Origin of the sequence: Lentzea nigeriaca (assembly GCF_016907955.1) — a bacterium.
Lineage (GTDB): Bacteria > Actinomycetota > Actinomycetes > Mycobacteriales > Pseudonocardiaceae > Lentzea > Lentzea nigeriaca.
In genome coordinates this window covers 139,547-165,299 of record NZ_JAFBCX010000012.1, presented here as the reverse complement: position 1 = coordinate 165,299, position 25,753 = coordinate 139,547, and the positions used below count along the sequence as shown (strand labels likewise).

At 68.3% G+C, this 25,753-nt stretch carries 24 protein-coding genes; 8 read left to right on the top strand and 16 right to left on the bottom strand.

The window, feature by feature from the left end:
- On the bottom strand, positions 1-1,266 hold the full coding sequence (locus JOD27_RS33355) for an ABC transporter substrate-binding protein (protein ID WP_204766287.1): 1,266 nt from the start codon (positions 1,264-1,266) through the stop codon (positions 1-3).
- 10 nt (positions 1,267-1,276) lie between these two features.
- A complete protein-coding gene (locus JOD27_RS33350; protein WP_204766286.1) occupies positions 1,277-2,542 on the bottom strand; it encodes a Gfo/Idh/MocA family oxidoreductase in 1,266 nt (421 codons plus the stop codon).
- Positions 2,543-2,657: 115 nt separating this feature from the next.
- On the opposite strand from JOD27_RS33350, the gene JOD27_RS33345 reads away from it, so the two are divergent.
- Both JOD27_RS33345 and JOD27_RS33340 read left to right on the top strand, forming a co-directional pair.
- A complete protein-coding gene (locus tag JOD27_RS33345) occupies positions 2,658-3,563 on the top strand; it encodes a nucleoside hydrolase (RefSeq protein ID WP_204766285.1) in 906 nt (301 codons plus the stop codon).
- Positions 3,564-3,620: 57 nt separating this feature from the next.
- A complete protein-coding gene (locus tag JOD27_RS33340; protein WP_204766284.1) occupies positions 3,621-4,133 on the top strand; it encodes a hypothetical protein in 513 nt (170 codons plus the stop codon).
- A gap of 57 nt (positions 4,134-4,190) precedes the next feature.
- Here JOD27_RS33340 and JOD27_RS33335 read toward each other — a convergent pair whose 3' ends face one another.
- The 4 genes from JOD27_RS33335 to JOD27_RS33320 form a co-directional block, all read right to left on the bottom strand.
- Positions 4,191-5,657, bottom strand: coding sequence for a DUF8189 domain-containing protein (locus JOD27_RS33335; protein ID WP_204766283.1), 1,467 nt, complete (start codon positions 5,655-5,657; stop codon positions 4,191-4,193).
- 109 nt (positions 5,658-5,766) lie between these two features.
- Entirely contained in the window at positions 5,767-5,949 is a 183-nt protein-coding gene (locus JOD27_RS33330; protein WP_204766282.1) for a hypothetical protein, read from the bottom strand.
- 130 nt (positions 5,950-6,079) lie between these two features.
- Positions 6,080-6,544 carry an NlpC/P60 family protein gene (locus tag JOD27_RS33325; RefSeq protein WP_204766281.1) on the bottom strand — a complete coding sequence of 155 codons (465 nt, stop codon included), beginning with the start codon at positions 6,542-6,544 and terminating at the stop codon, positions 6,080-6,082.
- 24 nt (positions 6,545-6,568) lie between these two features.
- Positions 6,569-7,081 (bottom strand): GNAT family N-acetyltransferase, encoded by a 513-nt coding sequence (locus JOD27_RS33320; protein WP_204766280.1) that lies wholly within the window; start codon positions 7,079-7,081, stop codon positions 6,569-6,571.
- A 77-nt stretch (positions 7,082-7,158) separates the two neighbouring features.
- On the opposite strand from JOD27_RS33320, the gene JOD27_RS33315 reads away from it, so the two are divergent.
- Complete coding sequence (locus JOD27_RS33315; RefSeq protein ID WP_204766279.1) at positions 7,159-7,605, top strand: winged helix-turn-helix transcriptional regulator; 447 nt, start codon at positions 7,159-7,161, stop codon at positions 7,603-7,605.
- A 57-nt stretch (positions 7,606-7,662) separates the two neighbouring features.
- On the opposite strand, the gene JOD27_RS33310 is transcribed toward JOD27_RS33315, so the two are convergent.
- Positions 7,663-10,665, bottom strand: coding sequence for an AfsR/SARP family transcriptional regulator (locus JOD27_RS33310; RefSeq protein WP_204766278.1), 3,003 nt, complete (start codon positions 10,663-10,665; stop codon positions 7,663-7,665).
- A 34-nt stretch (positions 10,666-10,699) separates the two neighbouring features.
- Complete coding sequence (locus JOD27_RS33305) at positions 10,700-11,638, bottom strand: Lrp/AsnC family transcriptional regulator (protein ID WP_307830475.1); 939 nt, start codon at positions 11,636-11,638, stop codon at positions 10,700-10,702.
- Positions 11,639-11,722: 84 nt separating this feature from the next.
- Between JOD27_RS33305 and JOD27_RS33300 the strand changes: the two genes are divergently transcribed.
- On the top strand, positions 11,723-12,337 hold the full coding sequence (locus JOD27_RS33300) for a class I SAM-dependent methyltransferase (protein WP_204766276.1): 615 nt from the start codon (positions 11,723-11,725) through the stop codon (positions 12,335-12,337).
- Here JOD27_RS33300 and JOD27_RS46930 read toward each other — a convergent pair.
- Positions 12,294-12,896, bottom strand: a complete 603-nt coding sequence (locus JOD27_RS46930; RefSeq protein ID WP_307830474.1) for a TetR/AcrR family transcriptional regulator — start codon at positions 12,894-12,896, stop codon at positions 12,294-12,296. The two genes, JOD27_RS33300 and JOD27_RS46930, sit on opposite strands and share 44 nt — an antisense overlap.
- Positions 12,897-12,959: 63 nt before the next feature.
- Between JOD27_RS46930 and JOD27_RS33290 the strand changes: the two genes are divergently transcribed.
- A complete protein-coding gene (locus JOD27_RS33290; RefSeq protein ID WP_204766274.1) occupies positions 12,960-13,430 on the top strand; it encodes a DUF1453 domain-containing protein in 471 nt (156 codons plus the stop codon).
- Positions 13,417-14,628: an aminotransferase class V-fold PLP-dependent enzyme gene (locus JOD27_RS33285; RefSeq protein WP_204766273.1), complete on the top strand. Its 1,212-nt coding sequence runs from the start codon at positions 13,417-13,419 to the stop codon at positions 14,626-14,628. Before JOD27_RS33290 ends, JOD27_RS33285 begins: the two co-directional genes overlap by 14 nt.
- Here the strand turns inward: JOD27_RS33285 and JOD27_RS33280 are convergent.
- The 3 genes from JOD27_RS33280 to polA form a co-directional block, all read right to left on the bottom strand.
- A complete protein-coding gene (locus JOD27_RS33280) occupies positions 14,625-15,665 on the bottom strand; it encodes an Hsp70 family protein (RefSeq protein ID WP_204766272.1) in 1,041 nt (346 codons plus the stop codon). The two genes, JOD27_RS33285 and JOD27_RS33280, sit on opposite strands and share 4 nt — an antisense overlap.
- 105 nt (positions 15,666-15,770) lie before the next feature.
- Positions 15,771-16,943: a glycosyltransferase gene (locus JOD27_RS33275; protein ID WP_204766271.1), complete on the bottom strand. Its 1,173-nt coding sequence runs from the start codon at positions 16,941-16,943 to the stop codon at positions 15,771-15,773.
- A 130-nt stretch (positions 16,944-17,073) separates the two neighbouring features.
- A complete protein-coding gene (gene polA, locus JOD27_RS33270; protein ID WP_239570100.1) occupies positions 17,074-19,701 on the bottom strand; it encodes a DNA polymerase I in 2,628 nt (875 codons plus the stop codon).
- 154 nt (positions 19,702-19,855) lie between these two features.
- Between polA and JOD27_RS33265 the strand changes: the two genes are divergently transcribed.
- Together JOD27_RS33265 and JOD27_RS33260 are read left to right on the top strand one after the other, a co-directional pair.
- Positions 19,856-20,215, top strand: coding sequence for a hotdog fold thioesterase (locus JOD27_RS33265; RefSeq protein WP_204766335.1), 360 nt, complete (start codon positions 19,856-19,858; stop codon positions 20,213-20,215).
- A gap of 76 nt (positions 20,216-20,291) precedes the next feature.
- Positions 20,292-21,464, top strand: a complete 1,173-nt coding sequence (locus JOD27_RS33260; RefSeq protein WP_204766270.1) for an alpha/beta hydrolase — start codon at positions 20,292-20,294, stop codon at positions 21,462-21,464.
- 53 nt (positions 21,465-21,517) lie between these two features.
- Here the strand turns inward: JOD27_RS33260 and JOD27_RS33255 are convergent, their stop codons facing one another.
- Genes JOD27_RS33255 through JOD27_RS33240 form a run of 4 tightly spaced genes read right to left on the bottom strand, consistent with a single transcriptional unit; the run spans position 21,518 to position 25,696 of the window.
- On the bottom strand, positions 21,518-22,234 hold the full coding sequence (locus JOD27_RS33255) for an ABC transporter ATP-binding protein (protein WP_204766269.1): 717 nt from the start codon (positions 22,232-22,234) through the stop codon (positions 21,518-21,520).
- Positions 22,231-23,052 carry an ABC transporter ATP-binding protein gene (locus JOD27_RS33250; RefSeq protein ID WP_204766268.1) on the bottom strand — a complete coding sequence of 274 codons (822 nt, stop codon included), beginning with the start codon at positions 23,050-23,052 and terminating at the stop codon, positions 22,231-22,233. Before JOD27_RS33250 ends, JOD27_RS33255 begins: the two co-directional genes overlap by 4 nt.
- Complete coding sequence (locus JOD27_RS33245) at positions 23,049-24,785, bottom strand: branched-chain amino acid ABC transporter permease (RefSeq protein ID WP_204766267.1); 1,737 nt, start codon at positions 24,783-24,785, stop codon at positions 23,049-23,051. Before JOD27_RS33245 ends, JOD27_RS33250 begins: the two co-directional genes overlap by 4 nt.
- Entirely contained in the window at positions 24,782-25,696 is a 915-nt protein-coding gene (locus JOD27_RS33240) for a branched-chain amino acid ABC transporter permease (protein ID WP_204766266.1), read from the bottom strand. Before JOD27_RS33240 ends, JOD27_RS33245 begins: the two co-directional genes overlap by 4 nt.
- Between the last annotated feature and the right edge of the window lie 57 nt (positions 25,697-25,753).

Here is a 25,753-nt window from a genome sequence, read left to right as displayed (position 1 = left end):
CTACTTCAACGCTTCTTCAGCGTCACGCCAGAACTCCTCCACCGCCTGGTCGATCGTCTTCCTGCCGAAGACGATCTCCTCGTGCTTGCGCTGCATCAGCTTGTAGATCGCGCCGTCACCTTTGGGCGGTGCGGCGGGTGCGTCGCCGAGCTTCGCGTCGACCGACTTCTGGTACTCGAAGACGACTTTGTCGGCACCGCTGAGGTTCTGCGCCACTGCCTCGCGGATCTTCAGGTTCGCCGGCAACCCGCGGTTCGCACCGAGGATCTTGCCCGCGTCCGGGTCGTTGAGCAGGAAGTCGATCAGCTTGACCGCCGCCTCCTTGTTCTTGGTGCGGGCGGAGGCGCTGATCAGCTGCGACGGTTTACGGTAGGAGCCGAGGACCTTGCTGTCGCTGGGATACGGGCCGAGCTTGAGCTCGTCCGGGCGGACCGTGTTGTAGCCGCCGTAGAGGCTGTCGTAGCTGTGTTCGGACGCCGAGAGCTTCTTGCCCATCGGGGTCTGCTCGGCGCCGGCGTTCAACGTGGTCACCAGTTCCGCGGGCGTGGTCGCCTTCGCGTCGCGGAAGTCCTTGGACAGCTGCCAGAACGCCTTCAGGTCGTCCCTGGTGTAACCGGGCTTGCCGTCGTCGGTGTAGAGGGTCTTGCCACGCTGCCGGAGCCAGGTCTCGAAGACGTCCTCGGTGCCGCCGAAGTCCGTGGAGCCCGCGATCTTCCCCCCGGTGCCGGCCTGGATCCTCGCGGCGGTCTCCTTGTAGTCGGCCCAGGTCCAGCCGATCTCCGGCGCCTTGACCCCGGCCGCCTCGAACAGCTTCGGGTCGTAGACGATGGTGGTGGAGTTCTGCGCCAACGGCATGGCGACCTGCTTGCCCCTGAGCTTGCCGCTGCCGATGAACCCCTGGTCCCAGTCGGCCGTGCGGATTTCCTTGCCCACGTACGGGGTGAGGTCGAGCAGCACGTTGCGGCCCGCGTACTCGTTGAGGTAGCGGTAGTCCATCTGGATGACGTCCGGGGCGTTGCCGCCGGCGATCTCGGTGGAGAGCTTCTCGAAGTAGTTCTGGAAGTTCTGGAACGACGTCGAGACCTTGATGTCCGTGTTGCGGCTCTCGAACAGCCGCACCGCCTCGTTGGTCACCTTGGCGCGATTGTCGTTGCCCCACCAGATGAACCGGATCTCGGTCTGACCGCCGCTCGCCGATCCGCCGCCGCAACCGGACGCGAGGAACACCGCGCCCAGCACCAAGCCCACAACCTTGTGCGCTTTCACAGGTTTCCTCTCATCGCAGATCGATGACGTCGACGACGCGGACCGGTTCCCCGGTCTCGAAGCTGCGGTTGGCGGCGAAACCGGTCAGCAGCGAGAGCGTGCCGTCGTAGTGCGTTGCCTTGCGTCCCAACGGGTCGTCCTGTCCAGGTGGGCCGTACAGTGCGTCGACCATGCGTTGGTCGGCGCCACCGTGACCGTCCCGGTCGTACTCCAGCGGGATCTCCTCCCGTTGCTCGAACAGCCGTTGCACGGAGAGCTTCGCCCATCCCTCCTCCGGGTTGGCGTTGACGCCGTGCACCGCCGGGTTCTGGCTCGACACCCAGGAGTTCTCGACGACCTCCAGTTCGAGCCTTCCCTTGCTGCCGTTGACCATCAGCCGATAGCCCTCCCACGGCGAATAGGCCGTGAGGTGGTAGGTCAGGTTCACACCGCCGACGTAGCGGACGATCACCGACATGTCGTCCTCAATGGACACACCGGGGTCGAACGGGTTCTGGTCGCGGCGGTAACCGTCCTCGTGCTGCGCGTCGCGGTAGAGCTTCCTGAGCCAGTCGTTCTGCTCCAGTTTCATCGTGAACCGGTCGTCTGCGGAGTAGCCGTGGCGTTTGCCGTTCTCGTCGCCGTAGAAGAACAACCGGCCATGCGCGTAAACCGTCTCGGGAACGCTGCCGACCCACCAGTTGAGCAGGTCGAAGTGGTGCGTCGCCTTGTGCACCATGAGCCCGCCGGAGTTGGCCTTGTCGCGGTGCCAGCGGCGGAAGTAGTCGGCGCCGTGCCGGGTGTCGAGCAACCACTCGAAGTGCACGGACCCGATCTCGCCGACGGCGCCGTCCGCGAGCAGCTCGCGGACCTTCTCGTGGATGGGGTTGTAGCGGTAGTTGAACGTGACGGTGACGTCGCCGTCGTTGCGCTGCACCGCATCGAGGATCTTGCGTGCCGACGGGACGTCCGTCGTCATCGGCTTCTCCGTCACGACGTCGCGGCCGGCGTCCAGTGCCTCCACGACGTACGTGACGTGGTGCCGGTCGACCGTCGTCACGACGACCACGTCGACCCGCTGTTCGTCAAGCATCGTGAGGAAGTCGCCCGCGTCGTACGTGGGAACCGGCTCGACCCCCTGTGCCACGAGCCGGTCGTTGTGGACGCCCATCCGGGTGTGGTTCACGTCGGCGAACGCGACGAGCTGACAGGTGTCCGCGTGCTCGACCGCGATGGCGTGGACGTGCCGCTCGGCCCGTGCTCCGGTGCCGACGACGGCGTAGCGCCTGCGGACCATGCGAACCTCCCCGGTAAGCGGTTTCCACACGCTAGCCGCACCGGCCCTGACCTCGTCAAGAGTCGGCGTAAACGTTTTCGGTTGTTTCATGCACATGAACACGGATGATGGCCTCATGCCCATCCCCGTAGTGCTCGACTGCGATCCCGGCCACGACGACGCGATCGCGATCCTGCTCGCGGCCGGAGCGCCCGAGATCGACCTGCGTGCGATCACGACCGTCGCCGGCAACCAGACGCTGGACAAGGTCACTCTGAACGCCCAGCGGATCTGCTCGGCCGCCGGAATTTCGGTGCCGATCGCACGCGGCTGCGCACGACCGCTGGTGCGGCCGTTGTACGTGGCGGAGGACATCCACGGTGAGTCCGGAATGGACGGACCGGCGTTCGGCTCGGTTTCCGTTGGTGTGGTCGAGGACCACGCGATCGACGTGATGAGCGCGGCGATGCCGGCGACTTTGGTCGCGACAGGTGCGTTGACGAACGTGGCCCTGTACTTGCAGCGCTACGGAACGGCCGCGGTGCGCGAGATCGTGCTCATGGGCGGGTCGACCGAGCGCGGCAACACGACGCCATACGCGGAGTTCAACATCTACGTCGACCCCGAGGCCGCGGAGATCGTCTTCTCCAGCGGCGTGCCGGTCACCATGATCGGGTTGAACGTGACGCACCAGGCGTTGGTCACGCCCGCGGTTGTGGCGCGGTTGAACGCTTTGGGGCCACTCGGACGGATCTGCGGCGACCTGATGACGTTCTTCGCCGCGACCTACCGCGAGGTGTTCGGGTTCGCGGCACCGCCGTTGCACGACCCGGTGGCGGTCGCGCGGGTGATCGATCCGACGCTGGTGACGTGCGTCGAGGCGTTCGTGGGCATCGAGACCGCCGGGGCGCTCACGCGGGGCGCGACCGTCGTCGACCTGCACGGGCGGCTGGGGCGGGAGCCGAACGCGCGGGTCGCGGTAGAGCTGGACGTGGACCGGTTCTTCGACCGGGTCGTCGACGCGGTGAGGCAGCTCACGTAACGGCTTTGACGGCACGGCGATGATAGCCGCAAGGGGGCCGATTCTTGGGGGGAAGTCATGACCCATCCTGTTTCCGATCCGCAGCAGCCTGCGGACAGCACGGTGCAGCCGGGGATCACGCCGGCCGGGCCGGAGTTCGAGGTGTACACGCCTCCCGCATTCGTGCCGCCGCAGCAGCAGCCCGTCGCGGAGGCTCCGGTCGCACCGAAGCCGAGGAAGACCGGCGTCATCGTGCTGACGGTTCTTCTCGTCCTGCTGTTCGGCGCCACCGGCGCCCTCGGAGTGCTCTTCGCCCAGGAGACCGACCGCACCGCCGATCTGTCCAAGCAGGTCGAGGGCAAGGACCGCGAGATCGCGGACCTCAACCGGAAGGTCAAGGAGAGCAAGGAAGACGCCACGCGTGCCGCCGACCTGCAGAAGCAGGCCGAAGCGGCGCAGAAGAAGGCGGAGAACGATGCGGTGAGCGCGCAGAAGTGCAGGGAAGCTGCCAAGTCGCTGACCGAGTCCCTGGTCGCCAACGACCGGGGCAAGGGCGAGGCGGCCATCGGACAGCTGCTGATCCAGTGCTGACTGCGGAACGAGAAGGGCCGCGACTCGGGTTCGAGTCGCGGCCCTGTCGTCGTCAGGTCAACTGATCGCGCGGTCGCTGAGCAGAGCCCACTGGCTCCAGCCCGCCTTCTCCTTGTAGAAGCGGCGAACCAGCTTGCCGTCGTCGGTGCGGGCGAAGACCTCGATGGTCTTGGTCTGCGCGTGGTACATCGCGTTCGCCTCGGTCACCTTGGTGTTGCCGAGCTTGGCCCACGTGGTGAAGCCGTTGGCGGTGGCGCGGGAGTGCTCGACGATGCCGCCCTCACCGAGCTGCACGACGTCGATCGAGCCGGTGGTCGTGTTGAACACCGCCGACGGCGCGCCGGTGCCCTTGCCGCCCAGCGACTTCCAGACGCCCGCCGCGTACTGCTCGACGCTGCCGGACGCGGTGCGCACGAAGACCTGGTCGACCGCGACGCTCGGGTCGCTCACGACCTTCGTGTCGCCCTGGTCCTGCCACTTCTCGCCGTCCCACTTGACGAGCTTGTCGTCGGCGGAACGGGCGTAGACGTCCTTGTCGGCCACGGCCGGGTTGCCCTGGAGCTTGCGGTCGCCCAGCGGGTTCCACTTGTCCGTGAAGCGCAGCAGCACGCCGTCGGCGCCGCGCGCGAGGACCTCGACAGCCTTGGTCCTGTCGTTCCACTGCAGCACCGGGTCGCCGGCCACGGCCGTGTCGCCGAGCGCGACCCACTTGCCGTCGACGCGGCGGTAGATCTTGTCGTCGGTGCCGCGGGCGAACACCTCGACGATCTTCGTCTGGGGGTTCATCAGCGCGACCGGGTCGCCCGCGAAGAGCTCAGGGCCGAGCTGCTGCCAGCCGTTCCAGCGGCTCGTCTTGTGGAAGTTCGTGATGATCGTGCCGTCCGCGGTGCGCGCGTAGATCTCCAGCTGCTGCTGACCGGTGTTGGAGATCTGCGGGCCGGAGTTGACGACCGGCTTGTCCGTCACCGGCGTCTCGCTGGTGGTCTCGCTGCCGCCGGACTCTACGAGGCCGTTGTAGCGCAACGGCACGTACTGGCGCGCGGTGCCGGCGCTCCAGACCCGCTGGACCGGCCTGCTGCCGTCCGGGCCCGCCTGCTCGCGCACGATCGGCCGGGTCTTGGCCGCGTCGGCCCAGCCGACGAACAGCGCGACGTGGCTCTCGCGGTCGTTCAGCGCGTCGCCGGGACGGAGGTCCTCCCAGTCGATGCGGTGCGCGACCTGCTCGAGGATGTGGGTCGTGTAGGAGATGCGCAGTCCCCAGGCCATCGAGATGAAGCCGGAGCAGTCGGTCCGGTAGGCGCCGTACTTGTTGCCGAAGCAGTCGCTCTGGCTGTAGGGCACGCGGGCGCTGATCCACGTGCGCGAGCGCGCCAGGATCTCGCTCCGGGTGATCTTGGAGTTCGCCGCGTACGTCCCGCAGCTCACCCCGCCCTCGGCAGCGGCGACCGCGACGTCCGGCATGGCCAGCGTCGAGCCGAACGTGATGGCCGCCGCGGCGACCGCCAACATCCCCCACGATCTCATGCCGGTCACCGTAGCAAGGCGATGTGAAGTTTTGGTCCAGTCGAACGGCCCTAGTTCGACCCCGGCGCCCGGTCGGGTGATGATCTTCGACCTGCGGTGAGCAGGCCGGTCAAGGCCTGTGGGCGGCTTCCAGCCGGTCAACCGTGAAAGGCCGGCAGAACCCGCGGGCAGCGAACTCCGCCCGTGCGGCCGCCGCGATCTCGCCCGCGCGGGCGGCGTCGCCTTCCTGCGCGGCCGACGCCACCGTCACCGGTTGCCCAGCGAGCCACGTCAGGTCCTCCTCGTCGCTCACCGCACAAGCTCGTGGTCTCCGGGCACGAGGGTCGGCAGGGCAGGTACAGCCGTCCCCGGCCGCGTGGTCCGAGCTGGCGGACGACAAGGCGTGATCTGGTCGGAGAACGGCAAGACCGGCGACCACTCGTTCACGGTTCGAGCACGCTGACGTAGCGGCGAGGCGTGTACAGCTCGGCCCCGGTCTCGTACGGGTAGACGACTGAGCGCAGGCGGGTGCGTTGACCACCCGCCTGTTCGTACGCCCAGTAGTGGCCGGGTTCCTCCGCCCACGCCGCGAAGATGACGACGTGCCTGGTCCGGTTGGTGCCGTCGGCGCGGATGACCACGTCGCCCGCCTTCAGCTCCTCCGGCCGGATCAGGCCGCTCATGAGGACCAGGCCGCGGGTGTCCAGCCCGCCGTGCCGTTGCTCCGGTTTGCCCGGCAGGCCCCACGCCATCGACACGAACCCCGAGCAGTCGGCGCGGTAGATGCCGTGCTCGTTCTGGTGGAACTTGGTCTGGCTGTACGGAACCGAGTCGCGCAACCACGAACAGGCCCGCTCCACGATCTCGGAACGGCTGATCAGACGGCCGGCGGCACGTGCGATGGTCACGCGGTCATCGTCGGAGCACGACCTCTAAATCTCCTGCAAGCTGTCTATAAGGTCCGCGTCGGTGATCTCGGCGGTCACCCAGGCGAGCGGATAGCTCAGCTGGATCGTGTCGACTTCCCTGGTCAGCCGCACACCGGGCAGCACCTTGCGTACCAGCGCGAGCATCCCCTCGTTGTCGGGGAGCACGTCGCCGTGGAGTTCGGCGACACCCATCCTGGCCGCGATCGAGGTCAGTTCCTCCAGCAGCCGCCTGCCGATGCCGCGGCGTTGCCACAGGTCGACGACGGCGACCGCGATCTCCGCCCCGCACTCGCCGGTTTTGATGACCCTGGCGATGCCGACGGGGTCGCCGCCGATCCGGGCGCAGACGGCCGCGTGCCGCTCGCCGTCCACGTCGACGAGCACCCGCCGGGCGGACGCGGTCAGCCGCGGCGTCGGACTGTGAAACCGCAGGTAGCGGCTTCGCGCGGACAGCCCCGCGAACACCGCGTCGACAGCTTCCGGCGCGGTGTCGCGGTTGAGCTCGGTGACGCGCATGAGGATCGACCCCCTGAGTTCGGAATCCGAACTGTAGCTGAGTCTGGATTCCGAACTCAAGGAGTATTCTGAGAACCATGCCGTACGCGAGTTACGCCAGCATGCCCTGCGCCCTGGGCCGTCCCGCGGCGTTGCTGGGCGAGCGCTGGACGTTGTTGCTGCTCCGCCAGATCTTCCTGGGAACCCGCCGCTTCGAGGACTTCCAGGCGACGATGGAGATCTCGCGCAGCGTGCTGACAGACCGCCTCAACGTGCTGCTGCAGGAGGGCGTGCTCAAGCGCGTGCCCTATCACGAAGACGGCCGCACACGGCACGAGTACCGCCTCACCGAGAAGGGCCGTGACCTCTACCCGGTGCTGATGGCGCTGCGCACGTGGGGCGAGAAGTGGATGGCTCCCGAAGAAGAGGAGTCGTTCCACCTGCACCACCGCGACTGCGGCGGCGGCGTGCGCGCGAAGGTCGAGTGCACGGACTGCGGAGCCGAACTGACCGCGCGCGACGTGCAGGTGACGGCGCGCTCGTGAACTTGTACTGACAAGTGTGCTTGTCAGTACAAGATCCGCTCCTGTCGTGACACCTGATCAGAGGGCTGAGCGCCAAGCTTCCGCGCCCAGCCCTTCCAGTTCTCCTGCCTCACGTGCACCGAGCTGCGCGAACAAGTCCTTGGCCTGCGACCACATCTCGTCGTCACCGGTGGCGGCGGCGAGATCGCGCATCGTGCGGGCCTGCCAGATCGGCAATCCCAGCGCGGCCCACTGCTTCAACGCGTCCTCGAGCAGCACCGCGGCGTCGTCGTCGCGCCGCTGCGCCAGCGCGACCTCGCCCAGCGTCCTGGTCATCAACGCGATGCCGAACCGGTCGCGCTGACGCGTGCAGACCTCCAGGCACTCGGCCAGGAGGTCGTCGACGCCGTCGAGTTCTCCCGCCCGCAGCAACGCTTTCGCGAGCGACTGACCTGCATACGTGGCGCCGAGCTCGTCCCCGGCCTCACGCAGGATCTGCTCCGCGTCCCGACTCAGTGCGACAGCCTCGCCGACCGTTCCCGCGGCCCGATGGCACAGGCTGAGCCCGCGCAACGCCAGCCCTTCACCGCGCTGGTCGTCCTGCTCGCGGTAGAGCTCCACGCAGCGTTCGAACGCCCGCGTCGCCTCGGCCAGATCGCCGTGGTCGCGGTGGATCGCGCCGGCGCCGTAGCTCGCCGCGGCCACAACCCCGTTGTCCCCCAACGCGATCGCCTTGTCGAGCAGCTCCCGCGCCCGTTCGAACTCGGCCAGGTCGCGGTACACCGTGCCCATGCCGACGTACGCGACGGCCAGCGTCTCGGCCTCGTCGATCCCGGCCGCGATCTCCGCCGCCTGCTGGAAGTTCGTCAGCGCCGCCGCGAAGTCGTCCTGCTCGTACCGCAGCTGCCCGAGCCCGGCCAGCAACACCGCCTCGGCACGCCGGTTGCCGCGTTCCCTGGCCGACCGCAGCGCGACCTCGTGGGTGCGCTGCCAGTTGGCGAACTCGTTGCGTGCCGCGAAAGGCGACGACAGCAGGGACGTGATGACGGTCGTGGTCAGCTCGTCGACACCGAGGTCGTGGGCGCGTTCGACGGCTCGCACCACCGCGCCCGTCTCGGAGTGCAGCCACCCGGTCGGATCTTCCTCGACGTCGTCCCGCAGCCTCGGGTCCACCTCGATCTCGGTGTGCAACCGAGGCCTCAGTCCCAGCGTCACGCGAGGCAGTTTCTTCACACCGGTTTCCACCAACGCAAGCCACGTCGAGAGAGTGCGGGTGACGGCCTCGGTGACTTCCTCCCCAGGTTCGTCCGCGGCCTGCTCGGCACCGAAGAGCTGCACCAGATCGTGGAACCGGTAGCGCACCCTGCCGATCTGGTCGACGCCCGCGACATCCACCAGCCGCAGGTCCACGAGGTGCTCGACGACGTCTTCCGCGTCGTACGGCGAGATGTCCAGCAACGGCGCCGCGATCCAGGCGCCGAAGTCCGGCAGGTCGAGCAACGCCAGCAGGTGAAAAGCCTTGCGGGGTTGCGCGTCGAGCTCGGAGTAGTTGAGCTTCAACGACGACCGGATCGCGAGGTCGCCCGTCTCCAGCTCGTCCAGGCGTCTTCGCTCGTCCGACAGCCGCTTGGCGAGCGTCCTCAACGGCCAGTGCGGCCGCGCCAGCAGCTTCGCCCCCGCCGCCCTGAGCGCGAGCGGCACACCGCCGCACAGCTCCGCGATCCGTTGTGCCGCTTCGGGTTCCGAGCCGATCCGGTCGGCACCGACGACCCGGCTGAGCATCTCCTCGCTGACCGCGGAGTCGAAGAACCCCAGCTCGATCGGCTCGGCACCCTCCAGTCCGGTGAGCCTGCTGCGGCTGGTGATGATCACGAAGCAGTTCGCGTTGCCCGGCAGCAGCGGCCGGACCTGGGCCTCGCTGCGAGCGTTGTCGAGCACGATCACCAGCCGCCGATCGGACACCGTGCGCCGGTACAGCTCGACGCGCTCGTCCGGTGCGGCAGGCTGGTCCTGGCCGGGAATGCCGAGTAGGTCGAGAAACCGCCCGATCACCTCCTGCGGCTCCAGATCCCGTCCGGCGCCGCGCAGATCCGCGAACAGCTGCCCGTCCGGGTACGACTTCCGCAGCAGGTGGGCGGCGTGCACGGCCAACGCCGACTTGCCGGCGCCACCGAAGCCCGAGACGACCACGGTCGGCGTCGCGGTGCGGTCGTCGTGCCCCTCGGCGAGGCTCAGAACCTGCTTCAGCGCCTCCTCGCGGCCGATGAAGTCGCTGATGTCGGGCGGCAGGTGGTGCGGGACGACCTGCTGCGTCGTCACGACCGGCGGTGCCGGCGCCACCACCAGCGTCCTGCGCGGGGTGGCCTCCAGCGTGCCGTTGAGAATCGCCGTCTGCAGCTCCCGCAGCTTCTCGCCCGGTTCGATGCCCAGCTCGTCGAGCAGGTACTCGCGGGCGTCGCGGTAGACGTTGAGCGCGTCCGCCTGCCGGCCGGCGCGGTGGAACGCCCGCATGAGCAGCTCACGCGTGTCCTCACGGGCCGGGTGGGCGTTGGCCAACGCCGACAGCCGCGTGATGGCGTCCTCGACCCGGTTCTGCGCGAGCTCGCAGCGGCCGAGCCCCTCCTCGGCGCTCAGCCTGGACTCCTCGAGTCCCAACGCGTGCCCGCGGGCGAACTGCGCGTCGACGCCGTGCAGCGCCGGACCGCGCCACAACGCGAGCCCGTGCTGGTAGTGCGTGATCGCGGTGGCCGGATCTTCGGCGCGTTCCGCCTGCCGAGCCGTGGTCAGATGTTTGTTGAACTGCTCCACGTCGCTGTCGACGTCCAGCAGATATCCCGGCGCCCTGGTGACGAGCGCCTTGCCCACCGCGCGGCGCAACGAGGACACGTACGTGTGGACCAGCGCACCCGCTGTCTGCGGCGGTGACTCGTCCCAGATGAGATCGATCAACCGCTCCACCGATACCACCTGCCGCGGTTGCAGCAGCAACGCGGCGAGCAACGTTCTCGGCTTCGGCCCACCGAGACCCACCTGTCTGTCGCCGACCCACACCTCGACCGGCCCAAGCACGAGCGCTCGCACGCTCACACCCCCATCCCCCAGATCCCCCAAGTGCCTACGAGAATGCCTCATCCGCGCTCGTTGCGACACGCTTCAGTGTGCGCATCACCGGTGCGGACTCCGATTCCCGCACACCTTCCAGACTTCCGACGCCTTCGGTCAGGAACCGGTAGAGATCACCGCTGCTGCGACAGGTGACGCTGGCGACCAGGTTCGCCGGTCCCGTGGTGACGGCCGCGAAGTACACCTCGGGGTGCGTGGCGAGGGCCGCGCCGACCTCGGCCAGATGCCGGGGTTCCACGCGCATCCACAGCCTGGCCTGGGTGTGAAACCCGAACCGCGCCGGGTCCGCGTCCAGCTGCAGCTCCAGAACTCCCGTTGTCCTGAGGTGTTCGACGCGGCGGCGGGCGGTCGACTCGGACGTTCCGGCTTTCGCGGCCAGTTCCGCATATCCCGCGCGGCCGTCGGTTTCCAGGATTTTCAGCAGTGCCTCGTCGAGAGGCGTGAGTTCGGCCGGCGGTTCCGGTTCGAGTTCCGGTTGCAGGGCAACGATTTCCTCGTCGGTGAGGCAGGCAAGGCCGCGCCACGTGCCGGGCGAGACGAAGCCGCGGAGGATGTTGTGCGCGCTCACGTCCACCAGACGCCTGGGGAGGCGGTCGAGCAGCAGTTCGTCCGGGCTCCGCACCTGTTGCAGGCAGGAGATCTCGGTGCCGCCGGACATCAGGTGCACCCAGAAGGTGTCGTCGCGTTTCGCCAGCGCGCGGGCGAGGACGGGTCCGGCGTCCGGGGTGCAGCGGAGCCGGAGCGTCCAGGCGTGGTGGCCGAGGCGGAACCGGTTGAGCGCGCCCCGCACCCTGATGCCGTGTTCCTTGAGCCGTTGGTAGCGGCGCGCGGCGGTGTGTTCGGAGATCTTCAGGACGTCGGCGATCTTCGCGAACGGTGCGCGGCCGTCGATCTGCAGCGCGTGAGCCAGTCTTTGGTCGATGGATTCCACCACGCTGACGCTAGTTGGTGATAGATTCCGCCGCATTTTCGCTTACGGCCGACAGATTGACGCCGTGCTCGCGAAGCTCGCCGCATGGTTGATTTCGAAGGGTTCTACCGGGGCGGCGAGCTGGTCGAAGGGGTGCCTCACGACGGCGTGCCGTGGGACATCGGTGCACCGCAGCCGGTCGTCGTGGCGTGGGAGCGTGCTGGGCGGTTTCGCGGGCACGTACTTGACGCCGGGTGCGGCACGGGTGACAACGCGCTTTTCCTGGCAGAGCGCGGATTCCGGGTGACCGCGGTCGACATCGCGCCGACGGCGATCGAGACGGCGCGCACACGTGGTGATGGCGTCGAGTGGATCGTCGGTGATGCCGCGGCGCTCACCGGTCAGTTCGACACGGTGCTGGCGAGTGCGTTGTTCCACTGCCTGCCACCGGATCAGCGGCCGGGACTGGTGGCCGCGTTGCGAAAGGCGGCCGTGGACGGCGCGTTGCTGAACCTGACGTCGCTCGCGGTCGAGGGCACCCCGTTCGACGTGAGCGAGCCGGAACTGCGGACGGCACTGGACGACGCGGGCTGGGAGGTCACCCGGTTCGCGCGGGACGTCATCGCGGTGGCCGGTGTCGACGGGCTGCCCGAGCTGCCGGTGTGGATCGTGGAAGCTACCGCAGCGAGTCGAGGTGCCTGCGCAGCAACGACACCGTGAGCTCCGGAGTCATCCGGTCGGGGTGCAGCACGCCGTCCACGGTGAGACCGTTCAGCAGCGACGCCAGCCGCTCCGACTCCAGCTCGACGTCGAGTCCGGACGCGACGGTGCCGGACGCGGCCATCACGGTCAGCGCGCGGTGGCAGAGCCGGCGCAGGCCGTCGTAGAGCCGCTCGGCGTGCGGCCGCAATGACGGACGGGTCCTGGCTGCGGTCACGAAGGCCAGCCACAGCACGGCTTCGTCGCGCCGTCGTTCGTCGAGCGGCAGGACCTCCGCCAGCACGCGCTCGGCGGGGCGACGCAGGTCCGTGCGGTCCGCGAGCGACCGCACGTGGCCCATGACGCGCTGGTCGATCGAGTGGATCAGGGCCTCGACGGCGAAGATGATCATGTCGTCGTGGCTGTCGAAGTAGTGCCGGATGGAGCCGATGGCCAAGCCTGCCTCCACCGCCACATTGCGCAGCGAGGCCTGCTCGACACCGTCCCGCACGACCACGCGGAACACCGCCTCGGCGACGGCTTGGCGACGGGCGACGGGATCGACGACTCGCGGTGACACCTCCCTTTTGTAGCATGACCCTGCTAGTTTAAGTAGCAGGGTCATGCTACTAAGGGGGAGAATATGACATATGCACTGATAGCGGCCGGTGTGCTGTACGTGCTCGTGCGCCGGTTCATGGGTGAGCCGCTCAACGCGAGGGACCTGCTGGCACCACCCGCGTTCCTGTTGTTCTTCGGCATCCGCGCGGTGGAGGAGTTCCACCTGATCTACGTGCTCCCACTCGCGGTCGGCTTCGCGTTCGGCGCGCTGCGGGGCATGACGATCAAGCTGTTCGAACGCGACGGGCACCTGTGGCAGCGCTACACCCCGTGGACGTTGCTCGTGTGGGTGACGTCGCTCGGCGCGAGCCTCGGACTCGGCCTGCTCATCGGCGGGCACGCCCCGACGCAGCTGTCCATCGGCGTGGGCATGCTCGGCGAGCTGTGCACGATCGGCGCGAAGGCGCTCAACACCGGAGTTCCCTTCGCTTCTGACCAAAAGGTGCCGAGCCGGGCGCAGGAGCGGTTCCATGGGAGGCATGGAGCGTCGTGACTTCCTCGTGGGCACCGGGCTTCTCGCCGTCGCGCCGACCGCAGCGTCGGCCGCCCCGGCGCTCGACTGGGGCGCAGTGCGCCGCGAGTTCCGGCTCGATCCCACGCTGACCAACCTGGGTCTGTTCTACCTGGCGTCGAACCCACGCGAGGTGCGGACAGCGGTCGAGGACTTCAAGCGAAAACTCGACGCCAACTCGCACGACCTGATGCCCGAGCAGGCGCAGGAGGTCGCCGGCGCGCTCGGGCAGTACGTCGGCGGCGCCGCGGACGACATCGCGCTCGTCCCCAACACGACGGTCGGGCTCTCGATCGTCTACGGCGGCCTGAAACTCCGGCAGGACCAGGAGTTGCTGCTCAACGACCAGGACCACGCGTGGCACCTGCAGGCAGCCCAGCTCGCGGCGAGGCGGGCAGGAGCGAAGGTCAGGATCGGCACGCTGTACGAGAACTCGGCCCGCGTCACCGAGGACGAGGTCGCCACCCGGCTACGGAACTCGATCACGCCGCAGACCCGTGCCGTCGGCATCACGTGGGTCCAGTCGAGCACAGGCGTGAAGATGCCGGTGCGGGCGTGCGCGCAGGTCGTCGCGGAAGCCAACAAGGACCGCAAACAGGAAGACCGCTGCCTCCTCGTCGTCGATGGCGTGCACGGACTCGCGGCCGTCGACGACGACGCGGCACGCCTGGGTGCGGACGTTTTCGTCGCGGGAACGCACAAATGGCTGTTCGGGCCGCGCGGCACCGGCATGGTGTGGGTCAATCCCCAGGTGGGCAACCAGATCGTGCCGCTGCTGCCGAGCCTGACCAGCCGCAGCGAGACGGCGGCGCTCGGTCCCGGCGGCTTCCACGCGTTCGAGCACTTCTACGGGGTGAAGGCGGCAGTGCAGTTCCACCAACGCCTCGGCCGCACCCGCGTGGCGGCCCGGATCGCGGAGCTGGCAACGAGGTTCAAGGACGGCCTCGCGGAAATCCCCGGCGTCGTCATCCACACGCCGCGCGATCCCGCCATGTCCGCGGGCATGGTGTGCTTCGACGTGAACGGCAAGACCGGCGACCAAGTCGTGGCTTTGCTGGAACAGAAGCACATCCAGATCACCACGGCCGCCTACCGCATCCCGTACGCACGGGTCGGCACGGCAATCCTCAACACCCCACAGGAAATCGACCGCACGTTGAAGGAGATCCGCGCGCTCTAGAAGTGCGGCAGCACAGCGGTTCCCGGTGGTGCCAGCTGCACGCTCGTCGTCTCCACCTTCTGCTGGTTCATGGCGTCGTGCGCGGCCCACCCACCACCGATGACGAGCACGAACAGTCCCGCGGCGATGAACGGCGTGGTCGGAGTCCGCCGCTTCGGCTCGGCTTCCTCGCGCGGCACCGGCAACCACACCTCCGGTTCGCCGGCCGGTTCGGGTTCCAGCTGCCGTGCCTCGAGAAACGCCCCCGTCGCGGCCGCGCCGTCGGGAGCCCGTAACGCCGGGATCGACAGCCGTGCCGAGATCTCCTCGACCACCAACGGAATCCGCGCCGATCCGCCCACGAGCAGGATGACGTCCGGCTGGCACAACCCCGCGCTTCTGACGACACGTTCGAGGGCCGCGACGGCCAGCTCGACGGACGGCCGGATGATCGCCTCGAACTCCAACCGGCTCAGCCTGACCTCGCGCACCTCGTTCGACATGACCGGAATCCGCACCTCGGGATAACTCCCGAGCAGCTCCTTCGCCTCGACACAGCTCTGCAGGAGCTCGGGGCCGCGCATCCCGATCTTCGCGACGACGTGCTCCACGACCAGGTCGTCGAGGTCGAACCCGCCGATGTCGACCCGCTCCGGCCGCCCGGCCAACAGGAACACACCTTGCTTGCGCAGCAACGTGATGTCCGCGGCGGTGGCCCCGAAGTCGAACACGGCAACCGTGCTGTGCTCGGGCATCCGCCCGTCAGCGTCGAACGCGATCGCCGCGGCGTGCGGTGCCGGCACGAACAACACGTCCGCACGCCCCTCCTCGATCAGGTCCTGCCGCAGCTGTTCGAGGTACTCGTGCGGTCGGCTCAACGAATGCGTCATCGCCACCCGGCTCGGCGCTTCCCCGTGCCAGGCGGCGAGGTCGTCGAGGACCCGCGCGATCTCCCCGGCCGGGGCGTCCCGGCCACGGCGGTTGATGGTCGTGACGCCCCACTCGGTGGCGACCTTGGTGCCTGCGGATCCGAGATCGAGCCCAACCTGGTACGACATGTGCGGGTCACCCCTTACGCGCGGACACCCACAACACGTACGTCTCAGTTGGCCCGGTTCACCCTTCCACCGATGCGCAACCAAGGCAGCGCCGCGTCCAGAGAATCAGCTCGCCCGGTGCCGCGCAGACTGCAGGCGTTCCGCAGCGACCCTCGCGCCGTCCGTGCGCACCTGCGTGCCCACCTTGGTGGCTTCCTCGTTCAGTTCAAGGGCTTCGGCGAGGACCTCGGTGGTCATTGCGGTCGCCGAACGACCGATGTTCAGCCGCTCGACCTGGCTGCCCCAGTAGTACTGGTCGTACATGTGGGGCAGCACGATCTGCGGCTTGCCCGCCGCCGCGGCCGTCGTGGTGGTACCCGCGCCGCCGTGGTGCACGATCGCGGCGACGCGGCGGAACAGCGCCTGCTGGTTCACCTCACCGATCGCGATGCAGTCCGGGGCGTCGTCGGCGAGCCGCAGACCGGCCCAGCCCTGCTGCAGGACCACCCGCCTGCCCAGTTCGCGGGCGGCCGCGATGGCGTGGTGCGCCGTGTCCTGAGCGCCGCGCATGCTGCCCAGGCCGAAGTAGACCGGCGGTTCGCCGTCGGCCAGGAACGCTTCGAGCTCCGGCGTGAGCGGGCGTTGGTCGTCGGTCAGCCACGCACCGGTCTGCACGAGCTCGCCAGGCCCCGGCCACGGACCGAGCACCGGGTCGGCGGCGAGCCACGGGTCGTCGCCGAAGATGTGGTCGCGGACGTCGTCGATCGGGTCGAGGCCGAGCTTGGCGCGCTCGGCGTTCAGAGTGTCGCGGGAGCTCGCGAACAGCCGGCGGTGCTGCTCCCACTGCGCGAGGTTTTCCTCCGGTGTTCCGTTCACCGGAACGCGGCCCAACATCGCGGGCGGGGCGTGGTGCGGCGACGGCAACGTGTTCGCACAGAAGCTCGCGTACACGTAGTGCGCGTCGACGCTTTCCGCCACCGAACGCGTGGCGTGCTGCAACGCACCGCCCGCCACCAGGACGTCCGCCCCCTGCGCCGCCTCGCTCACGACCCGGAACTGCTCCCGCACCGACTCCTCGGCCAGCCGGCCCAGGTCCTCCGGCTTCAGCTTCACGGCGGTGACGGTGCGCAGGACGGGTCCGACCGGCGTGAAGTCGATTCCGTTGCCCGTCACCAGGTCCTCGAAGTCCGGCGGCGCGACGACCCGCACGTCGTTACCCAGCTCTTTCAGCTGCACAGCCAGTGCGGTGACCGGCTGCGCCTCTCCCCGCGAGCCGATCGTGGACAGCAGAAACCGCATGTGAAATCCCCTCAATCCCCTGGTCAGGCCACGAATTGTGCTGCTGACCCAGGGTCTTGCGGCAAGTCCCTGGGTGCGTTATACGTTCCAATGGGGGACATTCCACGACGGCGATTTCGCCAATGCCGCACTAATGCGCGGCGTCGTCCCACGAGCGGCCCACGCCCACCGAGACCTCCAACGGCACCCGGAGCTGGTAGGCGTTGCCCATCTGGTCGCGGACCAGGGCCTCCACCGCCTCGCGCTCGCCTTCGGCGACCTCCAGCACCAGTTCGTCGTGAACCTGCAGGAGCATGCGCGAGCGCAGGCCCGACTGCTCCAGCGCGCGGAACACGCCCAGCATGGCCACCTTGATGATGTCGGCGGCGCTGCCCTGGATCGGGGCGTTGAGAGCCATGCGTTCGGCCATCTCGCGGCGCTGGCGGTTGTCCGACGTCAGGTCCGGCAGGTAGCGGCGGCGGCCCAGGACGGTTTCGGTGTAGCCGTCCTTGCGGGCCTTCTCGACGATCTCGTTGAGGTAGTCGCGCACGCCGCCGAAGCGGGAGAAGTAGGCCTCCATCTGCTCGCGGGCCTCTTCGGTCGGGATGCGCAGCTGCTGCGAGAGACCGAACACGCTCAGGCCGTACGCGAGACCGTAGGACATCGCCTTGATGCGGCGGCGCATCTCGCCCGTCACCTCGGAGGTGGGGATCGAGAACGCCTGCGACGCCACGTAGGTGTGCAGGTCCTCGCCGCTGTTGAACGCCGCGATCAGGCCCTCGTCGCCGGACAGCGTGGCCATGATGCGCATCTCGATCTGGCTGTAGTCCGCGGTCATCAGCTCCGCGTAGCCGTCGCCGACGACGAAGGCCTGGCGGATGCGGCGGCCCTCGTCGGTGCGGATAGGGATGTTCTGCAGGTTCGGGTCGGTCGACGACAGGCGGCCCGTGGCGGCGATGGTCTGGTGGAACGTCGTGTGGATGCGGCCGTCGTCGGCGACCGACTTCAGCAGACCGTCCACAGTGGACTTCAGGCGCGTGACGTCCCGGTGGGACAACAGGTGCTGCAGGAACGGGTGCTCGGTCTGCTCGAACAGGTTCTGCAGCGCGTCGGCGTCGGTGGTGTAGCCCGTCTTGGTCTTCTTCGTCTTCGGCATGTTCAGCTCGTCGAAGAGGACCGTCTGCAGCTGCTTCGGGCTGCCGAGGTTGATCTCCTTGCCGATCACCGAGTAGGCGTCCTGCGCCGCCTGCTTCACGCCCGCCGCGAAGTGCGCCTCCAGCGACGACAGGTGCTCGACGTCGATCGCGATACCGACGGCCTCGACCTCGTCGAGCACGTTCATCAGCGGCAGTTCGAGATCGGCCAGCAGGCCGGCGCCGCCGATGGTCACGAGCTCGGTGTCGAGCCGGTCGGCGAGCTCGGCCACGGCACGCGCGCGCAGGATCGCGCCGGTGGCGACCTTCTGCGCCTCCTCCGACTCGTCGGCCAGCAGCGACAGCTGGCCGTCGCCCGACTCCTCCGCGCGCAGCTCCCGCTTGAGGTAGCGCAGCGCCAGGTCGTCGAGCGCGAACGAACGCTGGCCGGGACGCACCAGGTACGCGGCCAGGGCCGTGTCCGAGGTCAGGCCGCGCAGCTTCCAGCCGCGGGCGCGGATCTGGCGCAACGGCAGCTTCAGGTCGTGGCCTGCCTTGGCGACGCTCTCGTCCGCCAGCCAGGCGGCGAGCGCGTTCTCGTCGGCGGAGTTCAGCTGCGTGACGTCGACGTAGCCGCCCTCGCCCGAAGCCGCGGACAGCGCGATGCCCTCGATGTCGGTGCCCGCGACGCGCAACGCGATGCCGACGCGGTTCGCGCGGGCGTGCTTGTCGAGCCACTGGGCGAGCGTGCCGGCCGGGATCGCCCCGCCGGAAACCTCGAAGCCCTCCTCCGCCTCGGGCTCCGCGGTCGTGAGCGTCTGGAAGAGACGGTCACGCAGGACGCGGAACTCCAGCTCGTCGAACAGCCGGTGCACGGCGTCGCGGTCCCACTGCCGCACCGCGAGACCGTCCACCTGGTACGGCAGCTCCAGGTCCTTCACCAGCTCCGTGAGCTGGCGGTTCATGATGATGTTCGCCAGGTTGCCGCGCAGCGCCTCGCCGACCTTGCCCGGCACCTCGTCGATACGGTCGACCAGCTCGTTCAGCCCGCCGAACTGGTTGAGCAGCTTGATGATCGTCTTCGGGCCCACGCCCGGCGTGTTCGGCAGGTTGTCGGACGAGTCGCCGCGCACCGCCGCGTAGTCCGCGTACTGCTCGGGCCGCACGCCGTGCTTCTCCTCGACGTACGCCGGGGTGAACCGGCCCATCTCGGACACGCCCTTGACCGGGTACAGCACCGTGACCTTGTCGTTGACCAGCTGGAACGCGTCCCGGTCGCCGGTGACGATCTCGACCTCGAAGCCCTGCTCCACCGCCTGCGTGGTCAGCGTGGCGATGATGTCGTCGGCCTCGTAGCCCTCCTTCTCCATCTTGCAGATCTGGAGCGCGTCGAGGACCTCGCCGATCAGCGAGACCTGGCTGCGGAACTCGTCCGGCGTCTTGGAGCGACCGGCCTTGTACTCCGGGTACTGCTCGGAGCGGAAGGTCTTGCGCGACACGTCGAACGCCACGGCGACGTGCGTCGGCTTCTCGTCCCGCAGGATGTTGATCAGCATGGACGTGAACCCGTACACGGCGTTCGTGACCTGGCCCGTCGCCGTCTGGAAGTTCTCGGCGGGCAGGGCGTAGAACGCTCGGTAGGCCATCGAGTGACCGTCGATGAGCAGGAGCCGCTTCACGTCTGAGGGAGTCACGAGGCCGAGTCTAGGGTGGGGGTCTGACACTTTCGCTTGACCCCTTGGAGCACGTGTGATCCCCGACCTGCCGGTGGACTTCGCCGACGAACAGCTGCACGTCCGCATGGGCATCGAAATCACCCAATGGGATGTCCAGGAGATGACGGGCACCATGCCGGTCAAGGGCAACCGCCAGCCGTTCGGCCTGCTGCACGGCGGCGCGAACGCCGTGCTCGCCGAGCAGCTGGGTTCCCTCGCGTCCGCGATGCACGCGGCACAGTTCGGCTCCATCGCGGTCGGGCTGGAGCTGTCCTGCACCCACCACCGCGCGGCGCTCGACGGCGTCGTCACGGGCGTCGCCCGCCCCATCCACCTCGGCCGGAGCACGACGACGTACGAGATCGTCGTGACGGACGAGGAGGGCAAGCGCACCTGCACCGCCCGCCTCACGTGTCTCCTGCGCCCGAAGCCGCCGGGAGCCTGAACACTGCGGTCAACCCCACCTCGACACTGCGGTCAGCACCACTGACTCCCCAAGATCATCCCGCCATCGTGGTGCCATGACCTTCTCGACTCGACTGACAGCAGCAGTCCTGTGCGGCGCGGTGGTCGCGGCATCCGTCCCGGCCACCGCCTCCGCCCGCACCGGCCGCGGCGAACTCCTCGACGTCGTCCCCGTGTCCACGATGGACACCAACCAGTTGGTCAGCTACCTGGGGGACCACGCCCTGGACGCCACCCGCGTCCGATTCGGTGTGGACACGAAGCGCATCGTGTACCGCACCGTCGACCCGACCGGAAAACCGACAACGGCGAGCGCCCTGATCGCCCTGCCCCGCAACACCGACTCCTCGCCGCGCCAGGTGACCTGGCTGCACGGCACCACCGGCTACCGCGGCTCGGTCGCCTCGGTCTCCGACGGCAACGACAGAGCAGCGGCCCTGCTGTTCGCCTCGGCCGGCTACCTCACCACGGCCCCGGACTACCTGGGTCTCGGCACCGGTCCCGGCTTCCACCCGTACGCGGATGCCCCGTCCACGGTGACGGCCTCGGTGGACGCCTTACGCGCGACCAGGCAGTACGCCGCCATGTCGGGCCTCCACCCCGACCCCCGGATCATGATCACCGGCCACTCGCAGGGTGGCCACGCGGCGATGGCACTGGGCCGAGCCCTGCAGCGCGGCGCCGACCCGCACCTGAAGCTGGGCGGACTCGCCCCGATCAGCGGCCCCTTGAAGCCGAGCGTGCTGGTCGCCAAGGCGATGAACGACGAGATCGCCAACGGCGTCGCGTACATGGCGTACTGGACGGTCGCGTGGAACCGCGTCCACCACCTCTACGACAACCCCGCCGAGGCCTTCAACGATCCGTCGGTCGAAGCGCTCTTCGACGGCGACCACCGCAACGAGGAGATCTTCCAGCACCTGCCCGCGACCATGCGGGAACTGCTGACCGAGCCCTACCTGAACCGCGTCAAGCACCCGGCAGGCGTGCTGCGGGCGAAGTTGCGTGAAGCGGACGGCTACTGCGACTGGCGGCCGCAGGTCCCGGTGACGATCTACTCGTCCGCCGGAGACAAGGACACTCTGCTCGAAACCTCCGCCTACTGCGACCAACGCCTGAAGAAGCACCACGCCCGAAGCACGCTGATCGACCTCGGCGCGGACGTGAACCACGGCAAGGCGGCCAAGCTGGCCCTGCCGCGAGTCCTCGCCGACTTCGACCGCGGGTGAACGAAAGGCGGGGCGGAGGAAACCCTCCGCCCCGCCTCACACGATCACGTGCCTCAGTGCGCCTCACCCAGGTACGCGTCACGCACGCGCTGGTCAGCCAGCAGCGCGTGACCCGTGTCGGACAGGGTGGTGCGGCCGAGGTCGATCACGTAGCCGTAGTCCGACAACGCCAGAGCCGCGAGAGCGTTCTGCTCCACCAGGAGAATGGTGGTGCCGAGCGACTGCAGTTCCTTGATGGTGTCGAAGATCCGCTGCGTCATGATCGGCGAGAGACCCATCGAGGGCTCGTCGAGCATCAGCAGGCGGGGCTTGGACATCATGGCGCGGCCGATGGCGAGCATCTGCTGTTCACCACCGGAGAAGAGCCCGGCCTTGTTGTGCCGCCGCTCGCCGAGGACGGGGAACAGCTCGTAGACCCGGTCCATGTCGGCCTGCACGCCGTCGTCCTTGCGGACGTAGGCGCCGAGCTGGAGGTTCTCCTCCACGGTCATCCGCGGGAAGAGCCGCCTGCCCTCCGGGCAGTGGGCGATGCCCTCACCGAGGATCGCGTGCGCCGGGTCGTTGTGGATCGGCTTGCCCTGGAACAGGATCTCGCCGGACGTCGGGCGCAGCAGACCCGAGATGGTGCGCAGGGTCGTGGTCTTGCCAGCACCGTTCGAGCCGATCAACGACACGATCTGGCCGGCCTCGACGGTGAACGAGATGTCGCGGACGGCCTCGATCGCACCGTAGGAGACCGAGAGGTTGCGGACTTCGAGCAGCGCGGTCATGCCTGCTCCTCCTCAGCAGAAGCAGCGGCGGCCTCGACCTCGTGCTGGACTTCCTCCGGCGGCTTGCCGAGGTAGGCCTCGACGACCCGCGGGTCCGCCCGCACGGTTTCGGGGCTGCCTTCGACGAGCAGCTCGCCCTGCACGAGCACGGAAACCGAGTCGCACAGCCCGAAGATGAACTTGATGTCGTGCTCGATGACGACGACGGACACGCCCGTCTCGCGGATGCGGAAGATCAGCTGCTGCGTAGCTTCCGTCTCCTGCGGGTTCATACCCGCGGTGGGCTCGTCCAGCAGCAGCACCGCTGGATCCGTCGCCAACGCGCGCGCGATCTCCAGACGGCGCTGGTCGCCGTACGGGAGGTTGCGCGACAGCTCGTCGTCCAGGTTCTTCAGGCCGACGAACGCGAGCAGCTCCCGCGACCGTTCGCGGGCAGCCCGCTCACCGCGCTGGTAGGCGGGGCCGTGGAACAGCGAGGCCAGCGGGCCCTGCTTCATCCGGACGTGACGGCCGACCATCACGTTCTCCAGCACGGTCATGCTGGGGAACAGGCGGATGTTCTGGAACGTGCGGGCGACGCCCGCGTCCGTCACGTGCGCCGGGTCGCCTGGCAGCTCCGTGCCCTTGAGCAGCACCTGTCCCGTCGTCGGCGTGTACAGGCCCGTGAGGCAGTTGAAGAACGTCGTCTTCCCCGCGCCGTTCGGGCCGATCAGGCCGACGATCTTGCCTTCGTCGAGCGTCAGGGTGACGCCCTTCAACGCCTTGAGGCCACCGAAGACCATCGAGACGTCACGCGCTTCCAAAACCGGCGTGCTCATGCCTTCTTCGCCTCCACGTGCGCCTCTTCGGCGTTCTCATCGGCGCGCTCGATCATCTCAGCGCGCCTGTGCGCATCGGGGATCAGGCCGACCGGCCGGAACCGCATGATCAGGATCAGCGCGAGGCCGAAGATCATGAGGCGGTAGTCCTCGAAGTCGCGCAGCTTCTCGGGCAGCACGAACAGCAGCGCCGCACCGAGCACGGCGCCCGGGATGGAGCCCATGCCGCCGAGGATGACCGCCGCGAGGAGCGTGACCGACTCGAGGAACTTGAACGACTCGTAGGACACCGTGCCGTTCTTGTGCGCGAACACCGCACCCGCGAGGCCCGCGAGCGTGGCACCGATGAGGAACGCGAGGATCTTCACCTTGCCGGTGCGGATACCCATCGCACGGGCCGCGTCCTCGTCCTCGCGGATCGCGATCCAGGCCCGGCCGATGCGGCTGAACTTGAGGTTCGCGAACACCGTCATGACCGCGGCCACGAGCAGCACGATCAGGACGTAGTAGAGGACACCGGCGGGCAGCTTCACCGCGCCGATCGAGAACGACTTGTTGAACTCCGCGCCGAACAGCGACAGCGGCGGGATGCCGGGGATCGCGTTGGAGCCGTTGGTCAGGCCACCGATGTTGTTCTGCGCGGAACGGGTGAAGATCTCACCGAACGCGAGCGTCACGATCGCGAGGTAGTCACCGCGGACCCGCAGCGTCGGCGAACCGACGATGGCGCCGAAGATGCCGGCCACGACGGCGGACACCACCGCGGCGACCGGGAACGGCAGCGTGATGCCGAAGTTCGCGGCGGCGGCACCGGAGAAGTTCGCCGCCATCACGGCACCGATGCCCATGAACGCCACGTACCCGAGGTCGAGCAGACCCGCGAGACCGACGACGATGTTCAGGCCGATCGCGGTGGCGGCGTAGATGCCGATGTTCGCCGCGACCGTCATCCAGTACTCGTTGCCGGCGTCGGTGAACGGCAGCGCCAGCGCGCAGACCAGCAGCACGATCACGCTGAAGACGCGGTGCTGTTCGGACAGCGCCGAGATCCAGCGCACGTACCCGACACCGCTCAGCGCGGCCAGGACGCCACCCGCGAACCCGAGGAACGACAGGAAGATCGCGCCCGCATAGGGGTTCGAGGAACCGACACCACCGGTGGTGAGCATCGCGGCGACGGCGTACAGCACCGCCGCGAACGACACCAGCAGCACCAGGTAGGCGACCGGCGTGGACACCTTGGTCTTCCACACGCCGACCGGCGCGATGCCGATGCCGTAGCCCGCGAGGATCGCCAGCACACCGCCGACAAGGCCGACGATGCTGCCGAACGCGAAGTCACCGTCGATAGCCGTGATGGCACCGAGGCCACCGCCCTTGACCGTGATGTACGCGCCGTTGATGAACGACACGACGGCAAGACCCCAGCCGAGCGCCCGCACGACGCGGCCCTTGGACGGGACCGGCGCGAAGGCTGCGACCAGGATGAAGACACCGAGCAACAGGACGTGCCAGCGGAAGCCGGTGAGGGAGAACGGAGCGTCGAAGAACTGCAGCGTCGACTTGTCCGGCCAGTTGCCGTCCTTGAGGGCGAACGTGACCCACGGCAGGAGAGCCGCGACGATGCCCAGGACGCCACCGACGGCCGCGAACGGCTTGCCCAGCGGAGCGAGGGTGGAGCGCTGCTCGGCGGACGAGGAGACAGAAGGAGTGGACACAGTGCTCGTGCTCATGCGCGCACCCTTTCCGGCTCACCGAACAGACCCTGCGGGCGGAAGACGAGCACGAGGATCAGTACGACGAAGATCCACACGTAGTCGTACTGGGTGCCGCCCGGCATGTACTGACCGGCCAGGGTCTTGATCAGACCGATGATGAACGCGCCGATGACCGCACCGCGGATGCTGCCGACGCCACCCAGGACGGCCGCCGTGAAGGCGAAGATGCCGTTCTGGAAGCCCATGTCGATGTTGATGTTGTTCAGGTACCCGCCGAACATGACGCCCGCCACGCCGGCGAGCGCGGCACCGATGATGAACGTCAGCACGATCACGCGGTCCGGGTTCACACCCATCAGCTTCGCGGTGTCCGGGTCCTGCGCGGTCGCGCGCATCGCCCGGCCCATCCGAGACTGGTTGATGTAGGTCTGCAGGATGACCGACAGACCGACCGAGAGCACCACGAGCAGGACGCCGGTCCACGGGACGTTGATCGGTCCGAGCGACAGGCTGCCTTCGGGGAAGACCTTCGGATACGGCAGGTTCGACGTGGCGTTCGGGTACCACACGCGCACGGCTTCCTGCAGGAACACGGACACGCCGAGCGCCGTGATGAGCGGCGCGAGCCGGGGCGCGTTGCGCAGCGGCCGGTAGGCGAACCGTTCCATGATCACCGCGACGATGACCGCGATGACGATGCCGCCGAGGAACATGAGCGGCAGGGCCACGGCAGGCGACTTCTTGAGGTCGTCAGGAAGAAGCGTGAACGTGGCGAGTCCTCCGTACGAGGACACCATGAAGACCTCGCCATGGGCGAAGTTGATCAGCTGGATGATGCCGTACACCATCGTGTACCCGAGGGCGATCAGGGCGATCAACGCACCCTGCACGACCCCGTTGGCCAGCTGTTGAAGCAGGACTGACACGACTACCTCCGTAGACGGCGGGGGCGAGCAAACAACGCCCGCCCCCGCCGTAGCTTC